The 25970-nt window shown below is 40.2% G+C and carries 23 protein-coding genes; 3 read left to right on the forward strand and 20 right to left on the reverse strand.

Annotated elements, in window-relative coordinates:
- Positions 1-142: 142 nt before the first annotated feature.
- The 7 genes from HQM11_12045 to HQM11_12075 form a co-directional block, all read right to left on the reverse strand.
- Positions 143-550, reverse strand: coding sequence for an NUDIX domain-containing protein (locus HQM11_12045; protein MBF0351754.1), 408 nt, complete (start codon positions 548-550; stop codon positions 143-145).
- A 2-nt stretch (positions 551-552) separates the two neighbouring features.
- Positions 553-1677: a radical SAM protein gene (locus HQM11_12050; GenBank protein ID MBF0351755.1), complete on the reverse strand. Its 1125-nt coding sequence runs from the start codon at positions 1675-1677 to the stop codon at positions 553-555.
- Between the two features lie 33 nt (positions 1678-1710).
- Positions 1711-2778, reverse strand: a complete 1068-nt coding sequence (locus HQM11_12055; GenBank protein ID MBF0351756.1) for a hypothetical protein — start codon at positions 2776-2778, stop codon at positions 1711-1713.
- 157 nt (positions 2779-2935) lie between these two features.
- The gene (locus tag HQM11_12060) at positions 2936-3988 is read right to left on the reverse strand and encodes an alpha-ketoacid dehydrogenase subunit beta (GenBank protein MBF0351757.1); all 1053 of its coding nucleotides are present in this window, start codon (positions 3986-3988) and stop codon (positions 2936-2938) included.
- A gap of 12 nt (positions 3989-4000) precedes the next feature.
- The gene (locus tag HQM11_12065) at positions 4001-4984 is read right to left on the reverse strand and encodes a thiamine pyrophosphate-dependent dehydrogenase E1 component subunit alpha (protein ID MBF0351758.1); all 984 of its coding nucleotides are present in this window, start codon (positions 4982-4984) and stop codon (positions 4001-4003) included.
- A complete protein-coding gene (locus tag HQM11_12070; protein ID MBF0351759.1) occupies positions 4950-5258 on the reverse strand; it encodes a hypothetical protein in 309 nt (102 codons plus the stop codon). Before HQM11_12070 ends, HQM11_12065 begins: the two co-directional genes overlap by 35 nt.
- A gap of 22 nt (positions 5259-5280) precedes the next feature.
- Complete coding sequence (locus HQM11_12075) at positions 5281-7485, reverse strand: YfhO family protein (GenBank protein ID MBF0351760.1); 2205 nt, start codon at positions 7483-7485, stop codon at positions 5281-5283.
- Positions 7486-7775: 290 nt separating this feature from the next.
- On the opposite strand from HQM11_12075, the gene HQM11_12080 reads away from it, so the two are divergent.
- The 3 genes from HQM11_12080 (at position 7776) to HQM11_12090 (ending at position 9121) form a co-directional block, all read left to right on the forward strand.
- The gene (locus HQM11_12080) at positions 7776-8213 is read left to right on the forward strand and encodes a transposase (protein MBF0351761.1); all 438 of its coding nucleotides are present in this window, start codon (positions 7776-7778) and stop codon (positions 8211-8213) included.
- 90 nt (positions 8214-8303) lie between these two features.
- Positions 8304-8774 (forward strand): transposase, encoded by a 471-nt coding sequence (locus HQM11_12085; protein ID MBF0351762.1) that lies wholly within the window; start codon positions 8304-8306, stop codon positions 8772-8774.
- Positions 8678-9121 (forward strand): hypothetical protein, encoded by a 444-nt coding sequence (locus HQM11_12090; GenBank protein MBF0351763.1) that lies wholly within the window; start codon positions 8678-8680, stop codon positions 9119-9121. Before HQM11_12085 ends, HQM11_12090 begins: the two co-directional genes overlap by 97 nt.
- 46 nt (positions 9122-9167) lie before the next feature.
- Here the strand turns inward: HQM11_12090 and HQM11_12095 are convergent, their stop codons facing one another.
- The 13 genes from HQM11_12095 to HQM11_12155 all read right to left on the reverse strand — a co-directional run bounded on the left by HQM11_12095 (position 9168) and on the right by HQM11_12155 (position 25967).
- The gene (locus HQM11_12095; protein ID MBF0351764.1) at positions 9168-11024 is read right to left on the reverse strand and encodes a hypothetical protein; all 1857 of its coding nucleotides are present in this window, start codon (positions 11022-11024) and stop codon (positions 9168-9170) included.
- A 77-nt stretch (positions 11025-11101) separates the two neighbouring features.
- Positions 11102-11986 carry an IS982 family transposase gene (locus HQM11_12100; GenBank protein MBF0351765.1) on the reverse strand — a complete coding sequence of 295 codons (885 nt, stop codon included), beginning with the start codon at positions 11984-11986 and terminating at the stop codon, positions 11102-11104.
- Positions 11987-12321: 335 nt separating this feature from the next.
- Positions 12322-14265, reverse strand: a complete 1944-nt coding sequence (locus HQM11_12105) for a hypothetical protein (GenBank protein MBF0351766.1) — start codon at positions 14263-14265, stop codon at positions 12322-12324.
- Positions 14266-14475: 210 nt separating this feature from the next.
- Entirely contained in the window at positions 14476-16146 is a 1671-nt protein-coding gene (locus HQM11_12110) for a hypothetical protein (GenBank protein MBF0351767.1), read from the reverse strand.
- Between the two features lie 156 nt (positions 16147-16302).
- Entirely contained in the window at positions 16303-16845 is a 543-nt protein-coding gene (locus HQM11_12115; protein MBF0351768.1) for a hypothetical protein, read from the reverse strand.
- Positions 16846-16849: 4 nt separating this feature from the next.
- A complete protein-coding gene (locus tag HQM11_12120; GenBank protein MBF0351769.1) occupies positions 16850-17374 on the reverse strand; it encodes a hypothetical protein in 525 nt (174 codons plus the stop codon).
- An 84-nt stretch (positions 17375-17458) separates the two neighbouring features.
- Entirely contained in the window at positions 17459-18997 is a 1539-nt protein-coding gene (locus HQM11_12125; protein MBF0351770.1) for a radical SAM protein, read from the reverse strand.
- Positions 18998-19146: 149 nt separating this feature from the next.
- On the reverse strand, positions 19147-20262 hold the full coding sequence (locus tag HQM11_12130) for a metallophosphoesterase (protein ID MBF0351771.1): 1116 nt from the start codon (positions 20260-20262) through the stop codon (positions 19147-19149).
- A 51-nt stretch (positions 20263-20313) separates the two neighbouring features.
- The gene (locus tag HQM11_12135; protein MBF0351772.1) at positions 20314-21915 is read right to left on the reverse strand and encodes a hypothetical protein; all 1602 of its coding nucleotides are present in this window, start codon (positions 21913-21915) and stop codon (positions 20314-20316) included.
- A gap of 22 nt (positions 21916-21937) precedes the next feature.
- Positions 21938-22750 carry a glycosyltransferase family 2 protein gene (locus HQM11_12140; GenBank protein MBF0351773.1) on the reverse strand — a complete coding sequence of 271 codons (813 nt, stop codon included), beginning with the start codon at positions 22748-22750 and terminating at the stop codon, positions 21938-21940.
- 7 nt (positions 22751-22757) lie between these two features.
- A complete protein-coding gene (locus tag HQM11_12145; protein MBF0351774.1) occupies positions 22758-23873 on the reverse strand; it encodes a DegT/DnrJ/EryC1/StrS family aminotransferase in 1116 nt (371 codons plus the stop codon).
- Positions 23860-24963, reverse strand: a complete 1104-nt coding sequence (locus HQM11_12150) for a DegT/DnrJ/EryC1/StrS family aminotransferase (GenBank protein ID MBF0351775.1) — start codon at positions 24961-24963, stop codon at positions 23860-23862. Before HQM11_12150 ends, HQM11_12145 begins: the two co-directional genes overlap by 14 nt.
- A gap of 17 nt (positions 24964-24980) precedes the next feature.
- The gene (locus HQM11_12155; GenBank protein MBF0351776.1) at positions 24981-25967 is read right to left on the reverse strand and encodes an SDR family oxidoreductase; all 987 of its coding nucleotides are present in this window, start codon (positions 25965-25967) and stop codon (positions 24981-24983) included.
- Between the last annotated feature and the right edge of the window lie 3 nt (positions 25968-25970).

The following is a 25970-nucleotide window of genomic DNA, read 5'->3' on the forward strand; positions in this document are numbered from 1 at the left end:
AGAGAAAGAATATAACCTGTGATCAATCGTGGATAATGGCGAAAAATACGCCGTATCACAGCAAGTATTAACGATTTAATACTTTTTTGACGTATTCTTGAAAAGAATTGGAGAAGGCCAGCAAATCTGGAAGGATCACTATTCATGAAATATAATCAGTGTTTTGGTATTGATCCAATATGTTTTGAATCACCGATGGAATGGGAAGGTGGGTTAATTGTTCATAGGCAAAATAATCAACTGCTTGTCCTTCACATAACTGGTGAGTTCCCCAGAAGTGAGTGATGTCCGCATGATAAACAAAATATGAAACTGTCTGTTTCCAGAAATCATTGTAATGGTTTATTTGAAATAAAAACTTATAGTCTTTCAAAATCAGACATAATTCCTCTTGTATTTCCCGGATCAACGCATTATCCGGAGTTTCTCCAGGCTCAATTTTACCTCCAAACAGCCCCCACATTCCCGGGGCCGGAATATTGAGATTGTCGTCCCGATGCTGCATGACATAACGCCCATGAACCTGAAGAATTGCTAAAACAAATTCCATGTTTAAATGAAATTGAGATGTTGTGGAGGGGAACCTGTTGGATCTGTCAATTCCAGATAGCCTTTCTGATAGGCATCCAAAAATTCATTGACCTTATGCTGGAGGCACAGAGAACCGCACATCACCTGAGCATTAAAGTTAGGTGAACTCAGATACCTCATAACATCCCAGTATCGATCACTGGCCCAAATATCCTTGAATCGCTGTTCAACGATATTACCGATATGAAATTTTTTATAACGTTCATTGAACAGCATCCCACAAGGAGCAACCAATCCAGAACCAGACATTTGCAACATAAAGGGCGCACCATAGCAACGTTGATACTGTCTGGTACCATCTGCATCAATTTTGGACCACTTCACTTTTACAAGATACTCTTCATCCGATAATGACTCAGCCTCTTTCAAAAGTTCGTAAATGGCACGATACCCTTTATAATCCACGCCCAAATCACCTTCCTCATTATCACTACAATGTTTGATGACCAGATAATCAGGACGCAGCTCTTTGCCTAGTCGCGCCAATGGAAGGATTTGATCCTGATATTCCGGCATCAATACCATCTGTAACCCTATCGTTACATCGAGATTGTTTTTCTTTTTGATGTCTACCATGTCTTTGATATTCTGAACAACCCGGTGGAACCATTGTTCTTTAACACCCATGATTTCAGCATACCGTGCAGGTTCACCTGCGGAAATGTTAATCCGCAGATAGGTCATATGCGGTAGAATTTCTTCCAGTTTTCTACGATTAAAAATAAATCCATTGGTGCCACAGGCCATTGAAAGTCCAACTTCACTCCCTTTCACTACGGTGTCTACAAAAACAGGGGAAATAGTACTTTCCCCATCAGACACGAGGCTGATCCCTTTGACTCCAATTTCCGCAGCATCCTCCAGAAAATGATAGATTGATTTTTGATCAATCACCTGTCGATCATTTTCCTGAAGAATAGCATAACAGTAGTGACAGCCATAATTGCAGGCACGTGTTAGCGCCATATCAATGGTAATGGGAGCAAAGCGCTCTCCACGCTCCCAAGCTCGGACTCGATCCAGATGCCAACCAATCTTTGTTCCATCCAGAATCAATTTTTCTACATGATCAACCATTCCACTCATAAATTACTCCTTGTCAAATTGCGCTCGTATAAATCAAATTTCTCGACGAATGATATTTTTATCTTTCAACTCTTCCATGTATAAACGTAATTGTCCATCAATTCCATCTTTCATCCCCCGCTCAATTTGAGTCAGCAATATGGCCTTTTCGAGGCTAAGAAGTTCTTTTACAAAATGCACGGTGATCTTGGTATCCTGAACAGAAATCAGTTCAACATCCACTGGTTGAAGAGACAAACCCGGGCACAATGCGGATAATACGCTTTCTGCTTTTGCAAATTTTTCCTGATCAGATAATTGAGTCCATTGATCGGAAGGTTTTCGGATGAAAAAATTCTGCTGTATTTGATACCCTGTTTTACCACGATAGGTGGGTAAAATTTCACGAGTAAGTGCTAATGGTAAGTGGAATACTGGATCTGCGTTTCTAGGAGAAATGATCCCCTGTACGTGATGTTTTTGCTGTGGATCTCTCAGCGAATATTCCAGATAAATCAGCGCATGTTCGCTCGCCTCTTGCACTGGTGTTCCAACCAGCCATTGGCAAAGTTTATTCAACACCCCTTTTTGCGTTGGCGATTGACTGCCTGTATATAACGCCTGCTGAATCACATGAGATTCAGCATCTACGAGGACTGAAAGAGACACTCCAGAGGTTTGGCTAGTCAGCAGGATTTGGCCTGGCACAGGTTCCAGTTTACCTTCCAGACTTTTCTGCTGATATGCGTCCCTGATTCGTTTCCGATAGATAGCATGAACATCCTGAAACATAGCCCAATCCTGTAATCCCCTCACGCTCATCAGAATTCCTCCTGATTCCTGATGAACCGTCACATCACAAACACCATTCAACATTTCATGAATATTTTCAAAATGAAGTTTATTCCAGATTGTCTCTGAAATAAATAGATCCAGTTGTTCACATTGTCCGGCCTGTGCCGCTTCAATAAGATTCACAATACTTTTTTCAGGGTTTTCATCCGCCACCCACATTTCTAAAAACTCACCGCCTGTATTGAAGCTCCTCAGCAGAAGATTCAGGTTTTGCCAATAGGCCTTGACTAGTTCCTCGTAATCTAACCGGATAATTTCTTTAGACATGATTCCTCACCAAACAAATTTTATACTTTAGAGATCATTGAATTTGAAGCAAAACATTTCAACTGCACTCTCATCGACTTTACTTGAAAGATAATGCGAGGTGGTTTTCATTTCAATGCTTCATGCAATGAAACAAGACTTCAGGATTCTGGAGGTATTAAAAAGGCCCTGTAAAACTCCTGTCAGGAATATCAGAGGGGATTTCAGAAATTTCTATTTTAAACTGATCCATTGGTTTGTGGAGCATTTCAGCCACCATTTTAACCACATCCGCTGAACGGGGATAACAGTATTGAGCCAATGAACGGCTACTCGGAATTGGGACATCAGCCACCCCCATACGTCGTGGAGGTGATTTTAGACAATCCCATATTTGCTCAGACACCATCGCGATGATTTCAGCGCTGACACCATAGTGAATCCAACCATGATCAACGACCAGAAGGTTCCCTGTTTTTTTCACAGAGTCCAACACCGTTGTATGATCCAAGGGGCGTAGTGTTCTCAAATCAATCACTTCAGCATCAATTCCTCCGGACGCTAAAATGTCAGCAGCACGTAAAGATTCAAGCACCATATAGGAATGAGTGACTATCGTCAAGTCTCGACCTTCCCGCGCGATTCTGGCCTTACCAATGGGGACCTTGTAATATTCCTGGGGAACATCCCCATAAATGTTATGCAGCCAACGATTTTCCAAAAAGATGACCGGATTATTATCTTCAATACTTGAAATCATTAAACCTTTGGCATCATAGGGATTTGCGGGCATCACCACTTTCAAACCGGGAATATGAGCAAACCATGATTCCAGACTTTGAGCGTGCTGGGGTCCTTGCCCCCAGCCACGACCTACAATCATGCGAATCACCAAGGGAACATGCATCTGCCCATCGTTCATGTAATACCATTTAGCGGCTTGATTCACAATCTGCTCCAGGGCCAGTAACGCAAAATCAACCCGTTGATGAGTCATGATGGGTCTCATCCCCATCAATGCTGTGCCTATCGCCACGCCGGTCATGCCATTTTCCGCAGTTGGCATATCCAACACACGGTTCTTTCCATATTTTTTCAACAAACCGGCAGTTGTTCCAAAAATGCCTTTAGGATCAGGAACTCCCAGTCCCATAAGATATACGGATGAGTCACGTTCCATACATTGATCAGTCGCTTCACGAAGCGCTTCAAAATATTTTAATTCTCTCACAAATTTCTCCTGCTATTCAGTTGGTAAGGATTCATCATACACGTGTGTCCACAACATTTCCGGCGGTGGAAGAGGACTCGTCTTTGCGGAATGGAAGGCCTCGTTGATTTCCTCTGTAATTTGGTTCACCATTGGCACCATATCATGCTCGTTTAATAAACCTTCTGATCTGAGCTTGTTTTCATGCAGTTTCACCGGGCAACGCTCACGCCAGTTCTGCAATTCATTTTCTTTTCGATATCCCAATTCATCATCCCAAAACGGACCACAATGTTCCAACCATCGAAAAGTTTTGAACTCCAGAAACATTGGGCCTTTTCCCTGTCGGATTTTTTCCACGGCATGGGCTGTCATCGAATAAACTTCTTCCACATCATTCCCATCGCCCTGGTGGCTCTCAATACCGTGGGCCCTCGCAATTTCAAAAATTTCCCTTCCCGCAGGTTGCCTTACTTCCAGAGGTGAATACACGGAATAAAAATTATTTTCGCACAGAAACAAAACCGGCAGTTTTTTCAAAGCCGCAAAATTGAGGCTTTCATGAAACACACCTTCTTCAATCGAACCATCTCCAAAGAATACCACTACCAGATGCGGTAATTGTTTCATGACCATTCCCCAAGCGGCACCAACTCCAATGGGAATGGTACTTCCCACAATCGGTACAGCCGCCAGCAATCCCGCATTCAGATCAATCAGATGCATGGAACCGCCTTTTCCATGTGCGCATCCGCTCACTTTGCCATAAAGTTCTCCGAGCATCCGTTTAAGGTCGCCTCCTTTTGCCAGATAATGCGCGTGAGACCGATGAGCGCTCACCACTTGATCTTCCACTTTCAGATTAGCGCAGACTCCTGCCGCAACCGCTTCCTGTCCAATACACAAATGCACCGGACAGCGCATTTCCTGTTCAGGATATACTTCCGCAATTTTTTGCTCAATCATCCGAATTCGGAGCATTTCAAAATATAATTTTTTCCTGATTTCTGGTGTCATTATATACTCCTGTTAATTTTGTCAGTAAAGGATCACTGTATTGTTTGATTTTTTGAGTTCCCAAATAGAACACAATCATCCCCCATCCTAAAGGGATTAATACTAATTGCGAATAAAACAACCATGGGTATGCACTTCTGAAGCGGAACGTAATGACATGTTCTCCCTCAGGGATCAATATTTTTTGCAACTTGAAAGCAGTTTTATTAATTTCGACGTCCGTTCCATCGATATAAAAGGCCCTTCCTGGATGATAATTGACATCAGGCCACATGTGGTTCCTGATAACATTTCCATCAAGTCAGATTGACGACTCCACTTTTTCTCCTCGAGTTAACATAAATGACAATGACTACCCCCATCCAGAAAATGATATTTTCAACTATTAACAAGTATTTAACCCTGGGTTTAAAAACAAATTCAACGGAATGATCGCCCGTGGGAACACGAAGTCCTTTGAAACCATAATTCGCAACCAACACCTCTGTTTCTTGATCATCAATATAAGCTTTCCAACCAGGATGATAACTATCAGACCAGACCAGTAGTTGTTGACAAGACGTATGAGTATTCATTGATAAACTATTAACCTGAAACTCCTTAATCTGGATGAGAGCATTCGTCATGCAATTTTTATCGACCATTGTTTCACCTAATTCAGAAAGTTTCTCCGTAGAACTTACAACATCCAGTTCTTCAGAATTTCCCGTCGTTTTTAACGCATCATCATGGTTGACTATTTTATAGTGGGGAGAAAATCTGATCATCGGTTTAGAGACCCCAAAAACACGGTCCTTTTGTTGAGGATTCAAGGTTTGAATTAAATCATACTGTTTTTTCATCAACATAAAATTAGGTTCAGGATCATAGACGAATTCTTTTTCTAATAGAGGGAATCCATTTCCCCATTGCTCGAAGGATTGTTTGAGCCGTTTAGTTCGGAACTCAGGAAAAATGATCGGTTGCCCCCATTCGATTTCCCTATATTTTTGTAGTTCTGTAGAGAGATCTGATTGTTGGTTCAAAGCCATCCCCCTTTGATAATGAATATTAAATGCTATAATAAATATACACAGAATCACTCCAAATCTCTGAAAATTGATAATGAACCGTCGGAGTATAATTAGAAGAGTGAGGATCAATAAAATAATATAGGTAGAATTAATCGAGTTCCATGGAGTACAGAATAAAAGAATGGCAAATAATCCATAACCGATGCTATGTACCAAGGGCCATGTTCCTGAAAAAAAACAGCGAATTCCATAACCTGAAAGAACTAACACAAAAATTACGACAAAATCATAATACACTCCGGTATAGAGTGCTTTTTGAAAAACGGGAAACAGTTCTCGATAAAAGATAATCAAAAACCAGGAGCGTTCACCTAGAAAAACAGAAGCGATGGTGATTAATCCGATTAAAACTGGAAATAAACGACTCCATCTTTGCACCTGAAAAAGTGATATGATACCAAAATAAATTAATAATAATTGAGTACCAATCCTGCCTTGTTGAAACTGCAAAAAGTTGCTGTATTTATTGAAACTTTGCCCGCCTTGCGAGTTAACCAAATCCATCCAACCAAGTTGCTCTATGTTTCTGGAAATTCGGATCATGGAAGCAAACTCCGTTAAAAACACCTCCAAAAATGGAGTGATACTGACTAAAGTAAAAAAAGCGATAATAAGGATCCTCACTATATTCTTATTTCCAAGATTCAAGACTCTATTACGTAACTTGGGAAAAAAACTAGCTGAATTTGGTAAAATTAACTGAAAGAACCAGATTGTTATCATGGCGAATCCTAATGGCACAGAATAACAACCAGAGTAATGCAATAATAATATGGAGGACAAACAGAATTTCAAAAAAATATAATAGCTTGTATTTAACCAATAAAATTTCCATGAATAATAAATCATGAATAAAGATGGAATTAATATCACACAAAATACATAGTCGCCTCCGCCAAAACGCAATTCCCAAATGAATTGAACCGTCAACAAACCAACAGTAAACGGTGCTATAAAATCTAATTTATGCGGAACTTGTACTGAATCACATATCACCAATAATCTTCCAATTTTATATATGGCTAGCGAAAATAAGGTTCCAAATACATATTTAAATTGAAAACCTGAATCAAGAAGAGATATGTTTTCTGTCAATTTGAGTATCTTTACTATCAAAACCCACATCCAATCCAACGGAGAGGGAAAAGAATTAAGGAGCAAATAATAATAAAATGGTTGTCCGTTTCCGACGAAAGGATTCCAAAGTGGGATGTGCAGATGCGTTAATTGATCAATTGAAAAAAAATAACGGATGAAGTCTTCAGCAGGTTCTTTAGTGACAAAAAAAACCTCTGAAGGATAAGAAATTATTAAAAATAGAAGGAACACAATGAATAGTTTAAGATCGCCTCTCGATAACCATCCTATAACTTGATCAATATTAGATGAGATACTATTCTTAAATCCTATGATTCGACTCAATTTCATAAAGGTATTGTACACTCTGGACTTTGAACATTTTGGTTAAAATTTATAAAGAATGAGGAAGAGACTTAAACAAGTATCGCGTATATAAATGAAGTAACGACACAAACATTTATATAAGCTTGTTATGTTTTCTGGACTTTGAACATTTTGGTAATTTTTTTGCTAAATCCAAAATCACATTTTTTCAAACTATTGAATTTTTTATGTTTTATGAATTGTGCCATTTTCATTACCCAAATCATCAATCATAGTTATTTCAATAAGTTACAGAACAATGTTCAAAGTCCAGTATGTTTTCTCTTCCCAATGAGTTTTTAATCTATTTAGATGCATTTCGACCAGTTTTTTCTGTACCAGTACGGGGATTAGCCCAAACATTGGTAATGGGCACGATACTTTGTCAAGGCGATAGAACGGTTGCCTCAGCACTTCGATCTATTGGTTTGGAAAATGATCCAAAATTTCGTAATTATCACAGCGTTCTCAGTCGAGATCGTTGGTCGTCCCTGTCAATCGCCAAAATTTTGTTTGGTCTGATAGTGAGAGCTTTTGTTCCTCCCAACGCATTCATTACGATTGGAATAGATGAAACACTGGAACGTCGCAGTGGTAAAAAAATCAAAGTCAAAGGCCGGTATCGAGACGCGGTTCGCTCCAAAGGCAATCATGTGGTAACCTGTCTTGGGCTGGAATGGCTTTGTTTAATGTTGATTGTTCCAATTCCCTAGAGTTCCCGTCCCTGGGCGCTTCCCTTCTGGACGATTCTTCAGCCTTCGAAAAAAGCCAATTAAAAAGCGGGAAAAGACCATCGGACGTCCATTGACTGGACGATTCGAGCTTTAAGAGTCATCCGTCGTTGGGAACCAGCTTGTGGCATCCTCCTCCTGGTTGATGGCGGCTTTTCCAGTTTCGAGTTGCTGGAAGAATGTTGTCGCTTGCACATCTCTATAATCTACCGCTTGCGGATTGATGCCAAATTGTATGAATTTCCTCCAGAGCCCGTCCCGGGCAAAAGGGGGCCTAAACCAAAGAAGGGAGCACTCCGTCCTTCGTTGAGTACGTTAGCCAAAGATGATCAGCAGCCCTGGAAAAAGGCCACGCTTGCATGGTATCAAGTCGGGGAAAAGAACATTTCTTATATTTCAGGCGTTGCTTTGATGTATAAAGCCAATCACATCCCCATTGCCGTCAAATGGGTATTGGTTCGAGTCGAGGGAAAGAAAAATCCCCAAGCTTTTTTAGCAATAATGTTGAGCTTGAGGCTCTCGACATTCTCCAGCGCTACATGACGCGTTGGAATGTTGAGGTCACTTTTGAAGAAGCACGGGCTCATTTGGGCGTTGAAACTCAAAGACAGTGGTCTGATTTAGCGATTGTTCGTACAACCCCCTGTTTGTTTGGACTGTTTTCTCTCATTTGCTGCGCCACAATCGAGTTTTACCGCAAAGGAGAACTTACTCCAAAAGGGAGTGCCTGGTACAAAAAGACTGAAATCACCTTTTCGGACCTAATCGCTGTAATGCGCCGAAAAAACTGGGGTAGCAAATATTTCAACTCCGAAAAAACCACCGAACAAACGTTATTTTCCCAGGATGATCTACAGGTCTTGATTCATCAGCTACTCAATGTGGCTTAATTCTTTCAAAATGTTCAAAATCCAGGTACACTGTCAGATTGGTTAATTATAACTGATTAAACCACGTCAAATTTACGAATCGGTGATTAATAAAAATCTTGTTATACATAAAATCAAAATAGTAATATAATAGACAAATATTAATAAAAAGTAAGATTGCGAATTCAATGCTATTTTGTTCAAATATCGGCCATTCTTTATGTTGGTGTCCCAAAAATCTAATGCCAAAAGTTCCATTTGAGGGATCCAAATATAAACGGATTCGCATGAATTTCCAACAACACATCAAGAAGATGAATACTAATACCACGCAAGTATATAGAAATATGCTTTGTAAGATCAATATGTCGGAAAGAAATGATGAATTTTTTCTGATCATCCATGAAGTCTGTTCTTGTGCCTCTGACAAACTCAGTGATTTTTTCCAAAACGCCAAATCCCCATAAAGTCCATTCAGTCCTGTTGTTGGAGCCAATCCTTTCGCCCAATAAAAAACATCCAAAGTGCGATCCAAAGCAGGAAGAAAAGGAACAACATTGGCTAATTCTACGGTTTGTCCATTGATGAGCCAAGTAACAGGAAGTTCCTGACCATTGATCAACAGTTTTAGAGTAGTATTCTCCCGATTATAAATAAGTAGGAAATGATAGAAATGGTCAAATTGAAGCTCATAAGGAATATTAGCATGGCCCAATACACTGGAAATATGAAAGGAATGGGATTCTCGGTACCATAAACTAAAATAAGGAGTTCCCGGTTGTGCCGGATTACCAAGCCAGAAGATGTTTTTCAAGGAATCATCCTGAATATCTAAAGGTACTAGCCAAAAGCTCAGAGAAAAATCCTGATGAAAATCCAAATCCTTGGCTTTTGGAAGTTGCAAAAAACGAGCGTAAGAGAGCTCCATTCCGTAGTGACCAAAAGTTGGCATGACTGCGGAAGCAAAAATCTCTTCCGGATTTTCTTCCATCTTCGCCATGAGGGATGATTCTAGTGTGGAATGCGTATCATGATGCAGGGGATAGCTCCAAAGCAAATGATTCTGCCACGAAGACAATTGAAGTTGTGGTCGCCAAAGTTCCTCAGTGTAATCATTTATTGCGGACTGATTTTCAATCTGGCTCCAGGAATGTAAAGTTTGTATTTCTGCAGTCTCCAAAGCTCGACCCCACAAAATAACGCCGCCATAAATAGCTGAAAGGCTCGAGGATGGCGCATAACCTTGAGCGATCTGAAACACTGAGTGTAAAGGGGGAGATGGAGAAGGAGCAGAATTGTTTTCAAAAAACTGAAAGAGGATCTCCTTTCCATTTACAAACAATTTCAAGGTGCGTGATTCAGCCTGATAGGTGAGAGTGACTCGATAGAATTGTTCCTCCTGAATGACAAAGGGAATATTTGCTTTTCCCAATACGCTGGAAATATGCAGCTTTTCTGAACCAGATTGCGAACTATACCACATTGAAAAATAAGGAATACCTGGAGTGTTGGGGTTTCCGACCCATACAATATTTTTAAGTGCGGGATTGGTGAGGCTGGCAAAATCAGGAATGAACCAGAAACTGAGGGTAAGATTGGTTCTTAAGTCAAATTCTTCAGGATACGGAAACTTCAGGAAACGTATCGACGAAAGCTGTATTCCTTGAAACATCGAACGTGACTGGAATGGTTGTGCCAGTTCTCCCGTCGATGGATTTAAACCCCTTCGCAAGGGATAATGCCACATTAATTTTTCCGTTAAGTTAGGGATTTCCGATGATGTGGAAGATAATAATAATTCAGTTATAGGGGGAGGATTGGGATAAATGGACAGAGCGAGTTCCGTGTTATAAAGAACGCTGGTCAAGCCCATTGCTAACAACAATACTACTAGTGCCATTTTTTTGGGGGAGTGTACCTTCATAATTGTTTTTTTGTCTGTTATCTTCTTGGGAAAGTTCTCACATGCGCTTATTGATTATTGGTAATGCGAATTAGGAGTTAAAAATTGGCTGTCAACAAAAACATAGCGGCTGCGATTTTTCCAAAAACATGAACCATTAAGCCTTGGGATGAGCGGACTTTAGAGGCAACTTGAATTCCTGTTTTTTCTTGAATCCAGTTAAACAGGGACTCAATGGGTTGCCGAACCTGGCTCACCAAGGTGGAGAAGGCCGCTTGAAACAGAAAGAGATCCTTCTGACCTTTGGCCTTTTTGACCGGAGTATTCAAGGAAGCTCCTTGTTGAGCCAACAATTGGCTCAACGCTTCATTGATATAAGCTTTATCCGCGTAGACCGGTGTGTCATGGATATCTTCCGCAAGGGCTTTCAACACGTTGATATCCGCCTCACTCGCGGAAGTCATCCCCAGATAATCCGGTAAAGGGAGTTGTCCTTGGCGTCGAAAGGCTAAAATATGCAGTTTCACGCCATAATAATAGGTGTCCTTGGTGGAATTATAGCCTTTGTTGGCCAATTCCGGCGCGACCTTGGCTGTTCCGCTTCGTTGGGCTTTGGCCATCATAATCGGCATGGAGTCGATCAAACGAATCATTTCCACCCCCTCCATTCGAGGAAAATCTTGCTGGATTTGATGGATGAGCGGAACAAACACCTCAGCGATACGGTTCAACCTCTGGATATAGGTGGCATAAGCGGGAAGTTTGGGAAACCAGTCCAACAAATGATCGTGGGTATAGTCATGAATGGCTTGAATTTCCTGATATCCTCGCGACACCCCCCACAGGTAAACCGTCATTAATTCTGGATCACTAAATTCAGGACGAGCATTCGGACTTAACCGTTGACAATAAGTCCAAAGATAATCGTCATAATGGTTGCTGATGTATACAAATAACGCTATTAATCGTGCTTGCCAATCCATGATTCCTCCTTGTGCTTCATTATTAGTGTTTGTGGTAATTCACTAATCTAGCACAAGAAACATGGATTGGTTCAACTCCTAATTCGCATTGGTAAGCATGTACTACTTCATCTTCCTCATTTTGAAAACCATAGCTAGAGCTTAGCCGAAAAGGTCTAAAACACAGAAATTAATATTTTTAAAACAAAATAATATCAATTAGTTGAATTTATAATTTAATTGAAAAAAAGCATAAAACACCCCTTTTCGGCTAAACTCTAGCTAGGATCGCATAAGGAGTAATACTCTATGTGTGATCTCTTCATCCAAGCTTACAAATACGTGACTGTGTTCTGTTATCCTTCAGCAAGAGACATTTTTTCTTTATTTAGAAAAAACAACATCGTTACCCACCCAGCAGGTAACAGTAATAACTGTAAATAAAACAGCCATGGATAGATACTGCTAAACTCAAAAGAAACCACATGGTTTCCTGCTGGGACGGATATCTGCTGAAAATTGAAAGCAGATTGAGTAAGGGTAACTTCTGAGTTATCAATATAGGCATGCCAGCCTTTGTGATAATTTACCATTCTTACTAATGTCCCTGGTTGTTCCATATTGATCTGCAAAAGAGCTCGATTTGGATTTTTTTCCGGTAATATCTGTATTGTTTCCTCTGTTTCCAAAAATGATTTTTTATCTGATTTACCATTGATCATCTGAATGATCTCTTGTTCATTCAGTAAAATATTTTGAGGATAGAGATGGTATATTTTCCCTTTCTGTGTCTGTGGATAATCTTTTTCAAGTATTTGTGTCATCCGATAAAATTGAGGTTGAATCCACATAAGATATCCTTTCTGTGGATCAGACCAACTCACTCGTTTGTTAATGGTTGGAGATAAATCAAATGGAGGAAATTTATGAGCAAGAGTACGAGGGTATAAGAACCATTCATTCATTGGAGAAAATGGTAATAAATCCCAATCATCATGTTGGTATTGACCTAATATGCTAGGTACTCCATTTCTCTTCTCCAAAGGAGAGAATAAAAAAAGTTGAATGAAACATAATAATAATAATACATACGTATGTCCCTGTTTGCGATTATAATTCTGATGTTGATAATAGAGAATGATGCATAAACAGATGAATAACAATATTCCAGTTTCTATCAGATATTGTGGTATCATGATCGGTATTTTAGTAACAATACATAGTCCTATGAGTAAAAAAAACATCACTTTAATCCTGGATATTGAGTCACCCAACAAAACGTTGAGACCATGCAACGAAGCTAATAAAATGAAAAAAGCTAGCATTCTACTAAAAAGGAAGGCGTGTCTTAACATGTTGAAAAAAGGGACATGATCTATCAACCAATTCCATAAGGGATATTGAGTTCCCAATGATAATAAAAATATCAAGAAGGTTGCCAGAATAAAAGCTTTTCCTTTTGAACTGCCTAGTGGGATTAAAAATAATAAGGCGATATTGATTACCCCAACATAGAAAACAGTATGCGTGTAATCATAGAATGAAGTCACAGGCGTAAATTCAGTCAGATACCTTAAGGCATCCATCGATATGCTTAAGGATGTCTGAAGACCTGAATTCTGACTGCTAACAGACCCATTTTGGGTGAATCCTCTGGAAGGACTGATAACATCTTGCATTTCAAAAAATGAACAAAGCATGGGGCTTGCGAAAACTAAAAAAATAATAAAACAAATTCCCAGTTTTCGCAGAATATTTGATGTTTCTCTGAATCTCTTGATTCCTGTTAAAAACATTTCCGGATAAAAAAGTAGTGTGCTTATCCCTAAACATAGAACAGAAACAATCACATAAACAGGTATATAGATATTCATGGCATATCCGCATACCATGGAAAAAAGGTATAAATGCGACCAGTTATTGGTTTTATAAAACCGGATAGCAAAAAATAAGAGCCACGGCATGGTATATAACAGGATGTACCCAATAGGTTCATACAAATCAATCACAACCAGATTACTGATTATGAGAGAAAAATATCCCCAAAGAGACACAACGTGACTCTTAAAAAGCTCAAAAAAAAGTAATAAACAACCGGTGCTAAAAAATAAATACTGAAAAATCCATGATAAATTGAATTCTTGCATATTAGAAAAAGTTAGTCCAACACTTCGATAAAATCCTGTTAACAGGTATGACCATGGTTGATAAGCCACATTGTTGAGTAATGCGAAAGGTTGTCCCCCACCTAAATAAGGATTCCAGCCCAACAAATCTTTTTCTTGAAGCCATTGTTGCACAATAACAAATATCCGTACATATGAAGATATTGTATCATGCTGAGGAAGATGATTCCCTTTTATGAATTCATTCATAGAAATATAAAATAATATTTGAATGAATATCACTGGAATAGTAATTGATCGCACCGGACGATATATTAAGATGGGAATTGTGGTAACCAAACTAATGATCGCTAATGCTATATAAATGTGGTAGTTCATGGTTGACTAGTTTAAGGTGGGTGTAAAAATTTTATGCCATTTTCTTAAAAAGAAGTTAAAAATATTGCTCGACTTAATAAAATCAATCATAAGTTCTGTACATCCTGGTAAAAATAGTAGCCAAAAAATAAAAATCAATCCCCATGAAAGGACTCTAATCAAACCAAGCCTATTATTGAATTCTTCAATCCAGTAAGCATAACCATTATATTCTGTGGTAGTCAGTATTCTCTTCCAAAAATTGATTGCTCCATAAATACCAGAAAATCCTGTTTCTGGAGAAAATCCCTTCGCAAAATAAAATACATTTGGTTCCGTAATTGATTCGTTGTTCAGTGCCATCACAGGCAAATCAAATGACTGATCATTGATAAGAAGATTCATGGCAGGAATTCCTCGGTTATAAATCAACTTAAAGTGATAGAACTGCTCACTTTTCAATTCATAGAAAAGATCTTTTTTCCCCATAATGCCAGATATGTGAAGTCTTCTTTCATCTCCGTACCACATGGAAAAATATGGACTTCCTGGATTATCAGAATTACCAATCCAAATAATATTTTTTAGAAAATGTCTAGGATCAATAAAAAAATCTACTGGAATTACCCAAAAACTGAGAGAGAAATCGTTATTATAATTGAAGTCATGAACTCTGGATATCTGGCCAGGATGCGCATGAGAAAGTTGTATACCCTTAAATAGCCCCAAACTACGAAATTGCGGGGAAGGAGAAGTTAAAGTGTCGTCAAATGTTTTTACAAGATTCAATACATGCTCGCCACCCAAGGCAGAATTCAAATCCCGTTGGAGTGGATAGAACCATAATAAATTGTTGCGTAAAGAGGATGTTTGTAATTGAGGTTTCAGAACATCCTCTGTGTAGTTTTCTAATGATAATAATGATTTTTCTTTTCGCCAAGAATCCATATTTTGAATTTCTAGGACATCCAAAGTTCGATGCCAGAACACTAATCCCCCATAAATACCGGAAAATTCCGTAACTGGGGCAAATCCCCTGGCAATTTGAAATACTGTGGATAAGGGCGATGAGTTCGAAAATTTTGGACCGGATTCATACCAACCAATAGGAATTTCTTGCCCATTAACAAACAATCGCAATATTCGAGTTTGCGCCTGATAACTTAACGTCAATTGATAGAATTGATTTTCTTGAAATACACTGGTTATAAAGGACTTTCCTAACACGCTGGAAATATGCAGTTGTCTTGAACCTCCGACTAACCCATACCACAACGAGAAATATGGTTTATCCGGGATGGCAGGGTCACCAATCCACAAGATGTTGTTGAGTGAATCTAAATTAGCACCGTTAGGGATGAACCAAAAACTGAAGGAAAAATCGTTTCGAAAATCAAAATCACTTAGATTGGGAATTTTCACAAAATGTTGGGCTGAAAGCTGAATTCCGTGGAACCCAGAAACCGAATGGAAAGGTAGCAAATCGTCATCAGAATGTTTTAAATCCCGATCCAAAGGGTAGACCCATAACAGTTTATTTTTCAGCGAGGATGTTTGCAATTGGGGGAGTAGGATTTCACGTGTGAAGTTTGTTTTTTCAAGAAACAATGAAGCGATTTCCTCACCAAAATAAATTCCTACCAATCCAGGTAACAAGATCACCGCAAATAGTGAGATTTTCCATTTAGAAAATGTCATTTAACCTCATTTTTGACAGTCACAGGTGTGATGTATAGGCAAAAATTACACACAATATAATAAATGCGATAGGGCACGTAGGTTCCAGTAAAATTGAATGGGTCTGGAATTGTTTATGCTTTGGTTTGGCGGAGAAAAGCGGGGATGTGATGAGAACTATTTTTTTGGAGAATCCTCAAATTCAATAGATTTTCCCAAAACGAATTGTTTCAGCATCACCAGCAATCTGGTAATAGAAAGCATCGTTTTTGAACGAATATAATAACGGTTGTTTTCTAACTGAATTTGCCGTTTACGCAACAATCGTCCTAATCGTTTTTCAATAATTTCTTGGGCGTTGTATCTTTGTAATAGTTCTTCATGAGTAAGCCCATTTTTACTTTGCAGTAACTCTCGTGTCAGTCTTACTCGACGTGCGGTTTCACCTAAATTAATGAAATGAAAATAGCCATAGCCCAATGCGATATAAGTTATGAGGCTTATGCCATATTGTGACAATACATCCAGATCGAAAGGTAGATGAGACATCATGCTGAAATTAAGAACAAACCCGCCTCCTGCCCCAACCAAAAATCCAAATTTTAAAGACCTGAGTAATTTTCCCTGAGACAGGTAACGCATACAAAGAAACTGGCTTATCACGTTTATGGATAAACCTGCGATGGGAATAAGAGACTGCACCACTGTGATTTCAATCATGATGTTATCCCCCCATATACGTGTTCATCAGTTTTCGGATGAGTGTGAATAATTGAGCGAATCGTTTTCCCTTGGGAGTTAGTTGATAGCGTCCTCCCTGGATATGAACCATTTTGTCGCGCACTAAATCCGCAATACGTGAATCTATTAAAATTTCATCGTTCATGATTTGTTCAAATTTACTTTTTTCTATTCCTTCAGAGCCACTTTTATAAATCGCAAAAATCATGACGATGGTAGGGCTATCCGCTTCCAGAGCTGAATAGGTAATGACATAGCTCAATGTAAGAGCTGTGCCAAAGAGGAAAACTTCAAGATATTCAGGGAGAGAACTCAACAGATAAGGAATAAGTGCGGTATTGTTGGTATGAACAAGGACATAATTGATAATCAAACCACTCAGGAAGGTTCCAAAAAATATAGCTAACAAGGCACGAGTTTGCCGTACAGGAAGACGAATTTTCCAAATCAACAAATGGCTGAATAAAGCGAAACAAATTAGAAATAGCCCCCATAACAATATTTTCATACAATTATCATCGAAAGTTATTTGACGTTAAGCACCGAACTCTACATCCCAAAACTTAACGCCAATTCGCAAGAAAATTTTGAATTATTGACTGATGTTAGAACTCTGATCTTCAATCATTACCAGAGGCTGTTTGAATTGATTCACGCCGCTTGTTGTCAACTCCAGCACCGTATTTTTAAGATAAGAGGATACGATTTTTTTAGCCATATTGATCTTATACCCCAGACCATTCCCCTTCCTGGCGTTTGCGGTACTTTTTCTACTTTCCATCAAGTTGTTTATCACAAAACGAGGCGACAAATAGAAGGTCATGTAGATCTCATCCAGTTTACGTCGGAGATATCGCAAGGATTTCTCATTGAGATAATCTGGCAATCTGAAATCCCGCGTAGGGGTTTCCGCATACTCTTGCCAGTAGTCTTTTTTCAATATTCCATTTTTTAAGAGAGTTTCGTAAGTTGTTGTTTTTGCCGCAGGATACAAAGTGTTTGCCATGATAAATGACGGTTCAATCTGCTTGATAAAATCTATGGTTTCTTCGATTTCTTTGGTAGTTTCCCATTCAAAACCGATGATGAAATACGCCAAAGCCTGGACTTCGTGTTTCTTGCAAAGCTCAAAAGCGCGCACTATATCTTCACGGCATAGACCCTTTTTGATCAATTTCAGTGAGGTCGGAGAGCCTGACTCTACACCAAAATGCATTCGTCGACACCCTGATTCTTTCATGAGTCGTACCATCTCATCGTCCAAAGGTTTGGCACGGGTTCGGGTTGTCCAGCATACCTTGAGTCCCCTGTCGATGATTTCCTGACACATATCCATCACCCTTTTCTTGTTAAGATTGAAGGTATCATCGAAGATATGAATGATCGGATTATCGAAGGTCTTTAATATATGTTCCATCTCATCAACAATAAGTTCAGCCTCTCTGGAACGATATTTTTTTTCCAGAACATCACAAAAAACACACTTGAAGGGGCATCCCCTCGAAGAAATCATCGTAACAACTTCACGCCCTTCATCGGCAACCGTAAAATAATCATTTTTGTCAATGAGGCTACGGTCACAAATCGGCACATCACCCAACTTCAGTACTTCAGGGCTGTTTTTTTTGATTTCTCCATTATCATCTTGATAGATCAGTCCCGGAATTTCGCGGAATCGACTATGATCGTCATCTTTAAGCGCGTCTAACAGCATTTTAAAACAACGATCCCCATCGCCCTGAATGCAATAATCCACACCGGGCAGTCTTAAAGTCTCCGATGGGAATGCCGTGACATGAGGACCACCCACCACCACCACCAGATCAGGCAAATGTTTCTTGACCTGTTCAATGATTGCCACCATCGGATAGAGATAGAATGTCTGGCAAGAAATCCCCAGCACAGCCGGTTTTTCTTCCAATACTTTGATCACACTCATTTTGATGTCATATTTTTTGCCCAAAACATCAATTATTTTGACAGGGTAACTTTCTTTGATACCAGTCGCAACATATAGCAAACCCAGTGGAGGATATGCGGAGAAGTCTTCAATAGCATATTTGGGAGTGTAAAAGTCTGCGACTTTGCCATCAACGGGCAGGTTAATAAGCACTACTTTATCAATATTCATAAAGGCCTTTATTTACATAGAAATTCGAATTACGAGTTAAAAACGTATAAGACGTTAACTTCATCAAAACAAGAGTCAATTTTTTTGTTAGCAATAATTTCACATGACCCACTTGCCTTCAAGCTCAAGATTATTCAATGCGGTGAGTGTCATAGTTCTTTCTTTCCTTCTAATTTGATAGCCAACACATCCGGAGGACAATTAAGTCTGATGGGCAACCCCGCATATCCCATTCCCGCAGAGATCATCATTGGCAACCCCGATTCAGCAAGTTGGTAGAAACCGCGGGTGAAGCGTTTGTCTGCTGGAGTAAAGATGACTCCGATGCCAGGGAAAACAATTTGGCCACCATGTGTGTGTCCACAAATGGACGCAAAAAGCCGCTCGCGTTCCCAAGGTTTGAGGTGCAAGGTCAAGTCTGGATTGTGGCTGATCATCAACGCGGGTCGTTGAGGTGTGAGATAATCGAAAGAAACGTGATGATGTCCCTCCCAGAGAAAATCGCGGGCACCAAGCAATGGAATTCCACCTTTAATGTGATAGATTTGATCCCGTAAAACTCGAACACCCAGTCGTTCAAGCTTGCTTGCTACCACCATAGGGTTTCCAAAAAAATCATGGTTCCCTATCACCGCCAATGTTTCGCAACACGCAGGCCATTGAGAAATCTGCGGAGCATAGGTATCAATCTCCTGGTGGTTATAATCAATCAAATCACCACCAAGAATTAGATAGTCAGGTGCTTCGTTGTGGAGTATTTGGAGAAGTTGGTCGAAGTAAGCAATGGGGAAGAAATTGCCTAAATGAAGATCTGAGATGAAAATCAGCGTCACAGGTTCTGGCAAAGCATATGGGACATTGATAATGCTTCGTTGGATCGTTAAAGGTAGGATTCTATGATTTTTCAACAGTGGTATTGGCGATACTAGAGCCCCTAAAGCTAGTCCGCTGAGCAGAAATTCACGCCTTCCCTCTGAAAAGGGGATATTTCTGTGAGGCCAAAACCAATTTTTTACAAACCTGGAAAGTCCAATAAGACAGACCCAGGGATTTAGAAAGAAGACCCCCAAGAGCACCCCCCAGTAGGCCCATTCGGGGATGGCATTGCCAATATATGAAAAGTAAGCAACCAAGCTAATCAATTCGATCAGTAACCCGCCCCCAATTGCCAAGCCAAGAAGCTTTCTGATGCGACTGGCTCGTGCCCATTGCCAAACTACGAATACACCTGCCAGCCAAGTTAAAATCAGAAACAGTTTGATCAAAAGGATCATCATACCACAAGAAAAATTATTTCAATAATTTGATCCATTTTTTCAAATCAACAACAAATACAATCGTAGTAGATGATATCTAAGCGGATTCAAAGGACTCAAAATTTCAATCACAGGGACTGATGTTTGAATGGGTGTGTCCACATAACCGTTCACAGAATCATAAAAACTTACCTGTCGATCAGGAGGTAAATTTCGGCCTGTTAATTTTGAGTTTTGTGGTTCAACTCTGAGCGTGAAGGCAGTATCATTAGTTTTGAAAGCATAAACAGGTTGTCTTATAGGCTGATTATGACGTTTTGCCAGTTCATTAATCAAAATCAGCTTTTCATAGCGATGTTCTCTGGTGTCCTTCAAAAAAGTCAGTAATGACAGAACAGTGGCAGAATCAGTTTCTGATATTACCTGTTCCAATTGGTGAAGCAAAAGTGGATTTCTGGAAACCTCGCAGCCTAACGGGATTCTAAAAATAGCTCCTGCCAATAACACTCCTGCCAGAATTTTTTTCCATTTCTGGTTCTGATGCCATAGATGAAGAAATCCCAAAGTGGCCAATATAAAAAATCCTATTGCCAAATGACGGGTTGTAAAGGCATGATTCATGGCATGTTGCTTGAACAATAACTGCCAAGAGGCGCCAGCCAGCAAGAGGCAGATTGGTAGCCAATTACGTGTTTTGAAAGCGATTCGCAATCCCACGATTCCCAAGATCAGAACAACGGAACCGTAGTACCACAAACTGCTATAAAAGATTTTGGCGATATGCTTTACGATAGAATAATCAACGTCACTCTGAATGATACTGGTTCGTTCCATAAAGACTTTTTGAAAGTCCAGATATGCGGCATTCACAGAACCAAAATAAAACGCATTTTGTAAAAAATGGAGAGCAAACCCCAAAAAGAACACGCCTCCTGTCATTCCAACATAAATCACACTTTGGAGGCGATTCCATATTCCTTTTTTATGATTGTTGATGGCCAGATACCAACTCATCAGGCCCAGAAAAGGGACCAACTCAAAGTTAACACACATCGCCAGAAAGCACATTGTCAGATAAATTTTCGTCCGGTTTGTCACTAAAGCCCATAGTGCAACAGCCGTAATCAAATCGGAGTACGTATACAGACTGATATTTCCCAACCAGAAAATTTGCCATGCACTGTTGATGAGGATGACGCCAAAAACAATTTCCGGGAAATGATCAGAGGTGGGAATCAAATGCCGGATGCTTAAAATGAAAAATACCAACGCAACAATATTCAGAATAAGCATTGCTTTTTTCTGTGAATAAAATTGATGCAACCCAATTTTCTGCATCACACCGCTCATCACATTGGAACCCGGAGGAAAATGAGTGTACATGGGTTGGGTAACGCGTGCTTCCTCATAAGTATGCAACGCAGGCAGAAAATACAGTTGGATAAAACCGTGTTTTTCGAAATTGAGTCCAGATGTATAGGCTTCCAGTTCAGTAATCAAATCACCATGATAGTGTTCACGATACGCTGAAGGATCTGTAAATGCATGATAGGCCGAAATCGTGGAAACAATCAGGGCCATAATGACTAATGCGAATTTATAGGAAAACAGGAAGGAATATTTTTTTGATACAGGTGAGGATTGATGGAGAATGTTGAGCATGGTTTTCGGTTTACTGAAGAATTTAATTTATTGAGGAATTTTCACTGCTGTTTAACAGAGCCTGTTTCCGTGTAGATGTAACTGAATCCTGAGCGATAAAATCCGTATCGTGATTCAGAATATAGGTGGAAGCCAGCATCATGAAATAGCCTTCGATGACTTTTCGTAGAGATGACCAGCGAATTGCCTTGGATTCGCCGGATGGTCTGGTGTTGATTGCATAAGGGACTTCAGCATACAAGTATCCTTTTTTGATACACTTGATGAGTAGTTCTGTCTGGTAAAAAAAACCGCTACTTCGTAAGGAGATACCACGCAGAATGCTCCGGCGATACATCACAGTTCCGTTCATATAGTTGAGCAAAATGCCAAATGAAACATTGATGATCAACTTGTAAAGTTTGGAAATGAATTGCCTGACCTGAGTCCGGGCTTCCTTGTTATAGAAATAGGGTATTACAATATCCACATGATCCATCAGGGGAAAATATCGGATGATTTCCGAGGTATCATTTTCTCCATCACCAGGGATCATCACTACCACTTCGCCGTCAGCGGTCCAAACACCTTCCCAGTAAGACGCCCCGATTCCTTTGGGTCTCGCATGGGTGATCATTTTAATAAATGGATGTTGCTGTTTTAAGGATTCCACCATTTGCGGAGTCTGGTCCGTGCTGCCATCATTGATGACAATGATTTCCCCTGAAATATTGAGTTGTTCAAACGCCCGCACCACGTCATTCACCGCACCAATTATGTTGTTCTCCTCATTCAACGCTGGCATGATGACACTTAACTGATATTTTGAAGCAGAATTCCACTTTTGCTCAGACATAATACCTCTACTTGTGAAAAAAAGAATTAACTGTTTCTGCCACTCTTTCAATCACACGGACTGAATGCGTTTGATGAATGGGCAAGGTCAAAATCTTTTTTGACTGTAGTTCCACATTCGGAAAATCACCATATTTGTATCCCAGAGAGGCCGCCGCAGGTTGCAAATGAATTGGAATCGGATAATGTATTGCGGTTTCGATGCCACGATCCAGAAGATATTGTTTCAATTCATCTCTTCGATCAATTTGAATCACAAACGTATGATAGGTGTTGTATTCTACTGCACGTTCCGGTGGAATAAAAATATGTTCCTGATTCAGCAGTTTAAAATACGCTTCAGCATTATTACGCCTGCGTTCAATCACGCTGTCCAGACGACTCAGACGATAATTCAGGATGGCGGCATGCAAGGTATCCATGCGAGACACCAAGCCAAAGCGTTCCACTGTATTTCGATCAACCAGGCCATGATTGCGAATCAAGCGGACAAACCTTGCGATTTTTTCATCATTGGTTGTCAAAAAACCGCTATCGCCACAGGCATTCAGATTTTTTAGGGGATGAGCTGAAAAGCATCCAGCGGCACCTATGGCACCGCTCATTTTTCCATCATAGCGGGAGCCTATAGCCTGTGCCGCGTCTTCTACTACGGGAAGACCATATTTATTTGAGATCTCCATCAGTGGAGTCATGTCCGCCACACGACCAGTCAGATGAACCGGCATAATGGCCTTTGTTTTTTTGGTGATGGCACGCTCAATCAAATCAGGGTTGATATTCTGATCAGGCAACACATCCACAAAAACAGGTTTGGCTCCAATATGTACCACTGCGGCTGTCGAGGCTATAAAAGAATTGGGCGGTGTGATGACCTCATCTCCCGGACCAACACCCAAGGCCATTAAGGCAAATATCAGCGCGTCTGTTCCACTATTGAGCGCGATAGCGTGTTGGACCTGACACAGTTTTTTTATCTGTTCTTCAAAGCGGTCGACTTCATCCCCCCCAATAAGCTGCCCTCTCGACAAAACTTTTTCGACAATGGGTAATAATTCTTCCTGCTCTTCTTTCCATTGGGCACTGAGATCCACATAGGCGATTCTTGAATTATCGTTTGGCATAGAAATCCTTCACTGTTTGAAGCACATAATCCATTTCGTTCTTGGACAAATGCTGATCGCAAGGAAATGTGATGATATTTTTAGTATGTCCATCTGAAACAGGAAAATCGCCTTCTTTGTATCCCAAATGAGCCAATGCGGGTTGTCTGTAGATGGGAACAGGATAATGCACTTTGGCTTCAATCCCTTTTTCAACACAATATTTTAACAGTTCATCCCGTTGTTCGGCAAAAACGATATACAGGTGATAAACAATTTTGAAATCAGCGGGCCTTGGCGGAATTCTGATTTGGGATAGTTTTCCCAAATGCTGGTCATAGTATTTAGCGTTATCAATTCGTTTTTGCGCGATAGTTTTGGCATGAGGCAATAACCAGTTACCCACAACAGCCTGTAGTGTGTCCAATCTGGAATTACAACCCATCACGGTTACGGTATCACGGTCAGCCAAACCATGATTCCTGAGGAGACGTAGTTGCTGACATAGTTTTTCATCATTGGTGACAATCACGCCGCCATCGGACCACACATTGATATTCTTCAGGGGATGCAAGGAAAAAGCTCCTGTATTGCCCCAGGTTCCAGCGTTTTTATCGTCAATTGCGCCCAAAATTGACTGACACGCGTCTTCTACAACTGGTAGATTATGCTTCTTGGCTATAGGTAGCAATTTACGCATATCGGTCATATAACCGGTAAAATGAACAGGAACAATGGCTTTGGTTTTGGGGGTGATTTTTTCTTCAAGGAGATCCACATTCATACAAAAAGTATCATTACAGTCGACAAATACCGGTGTAGCTCCCAATTCAGCAATAGCCCCAACCGTTGCCACAAAAGTATTGGCCGTGGTGATCACCTCATCCCCATGACCAATCCCCAGTGCCTTGAGGGACAGTTTGATGGCATCTGTTCCTGAATTGACACCAATGGCATATTTAGCCCCCATCAATTCGGCAAAACTATTTTCAAATTCGGTCAAGGGTTTTCCCAAGGTAAAATCTCCAGTAGGTACAAAAGCTTTCAGTTGATCCCACAGATCTTCACAATCACCGAATTGTTGAGCCAGATAAGAATAACGAACGTGCATGAGTTTCTCCTGATAAATTATTGCAGATTGATGGATTGCATTCTTTTGATATTGAAATAGAACTCATTGGTCATAGAGTCCGGTAATTTCCCGTCTTCAAAGGCCTGTTTCAGATCCTCTGAGGCCTTACGGATAGAATGTGTGGGCACAAAACCCAATACATTTTTGATTTTTTCCGAAGAGATATGGTAGGAGCGATTGTCATTACTTGGTGTTTTGACCAGACGAACATCTTCACCTACTACATCACGCACCATTTCTGCCAACTGAGTCACGGTAAAGTTTTCATCACCCGCGTTAAAAATTTCTCCGGCGATTTTTTCTGAAGGAGCGTCCAGAAGGGCGACATAGGCGCGTACCATGTCTTCAATATGGATGTTGGGTCGACGTTGCTCTCCACCAAAAACTGAAATTTCACGTTTATGGTAGGCCAGATTTGTCAGAATATTAACCACCAGATCCAGACGTTGGCGTGGAGAATAGCCACATACTGTAGCTGGGCGGATGGTGACAGTGGTAAATGCCGGAGATTGATATTCTGCCAGAATTTTTTCGCAGTCCGCCTTAAACTTTGAATAATCCGTGAGTGGTTCCAACGACATACCTTCATGAACATTAGGCGTTTCCTTGATGCCATAAACGCTGGAAGAAGAAGCATAAATAAACCGTTTTACTCCAGACTCTTTGCTGACCTCAACCAACGGGCGAAACGCGTCAAGATTGATCGATTTTCCTAATGAAGGATTTAATTCAAAACTGGGATCATTGGAGATACAGGCCAGATGAATGACGGCATCATGTCCGGGAATAGTTTGCTTCAACAAGGCAACATCTCGAATATCTCCTTTGATTTTGTTCAGTTGGGGATGATCCGCAATGACATGTTCTCCATACATCATCAGATCAAGGATTGAAACCTTGTAGCCTTTTTCCAGTAGTACAGGAACCAGTCTAGCTCCAACATAACCGGCACCACCTGTAATATAAACGCTTTTAAATGACATTTT

The organism is SAR324 cluster bacterium (assembly GCA_015232315.1).
In the GTDB taxonomy this organism is placed as follows: domain Bacteria; phylum SAR324; class SAR324; order SAR324; family NAC60-12; genus JADFZZ01.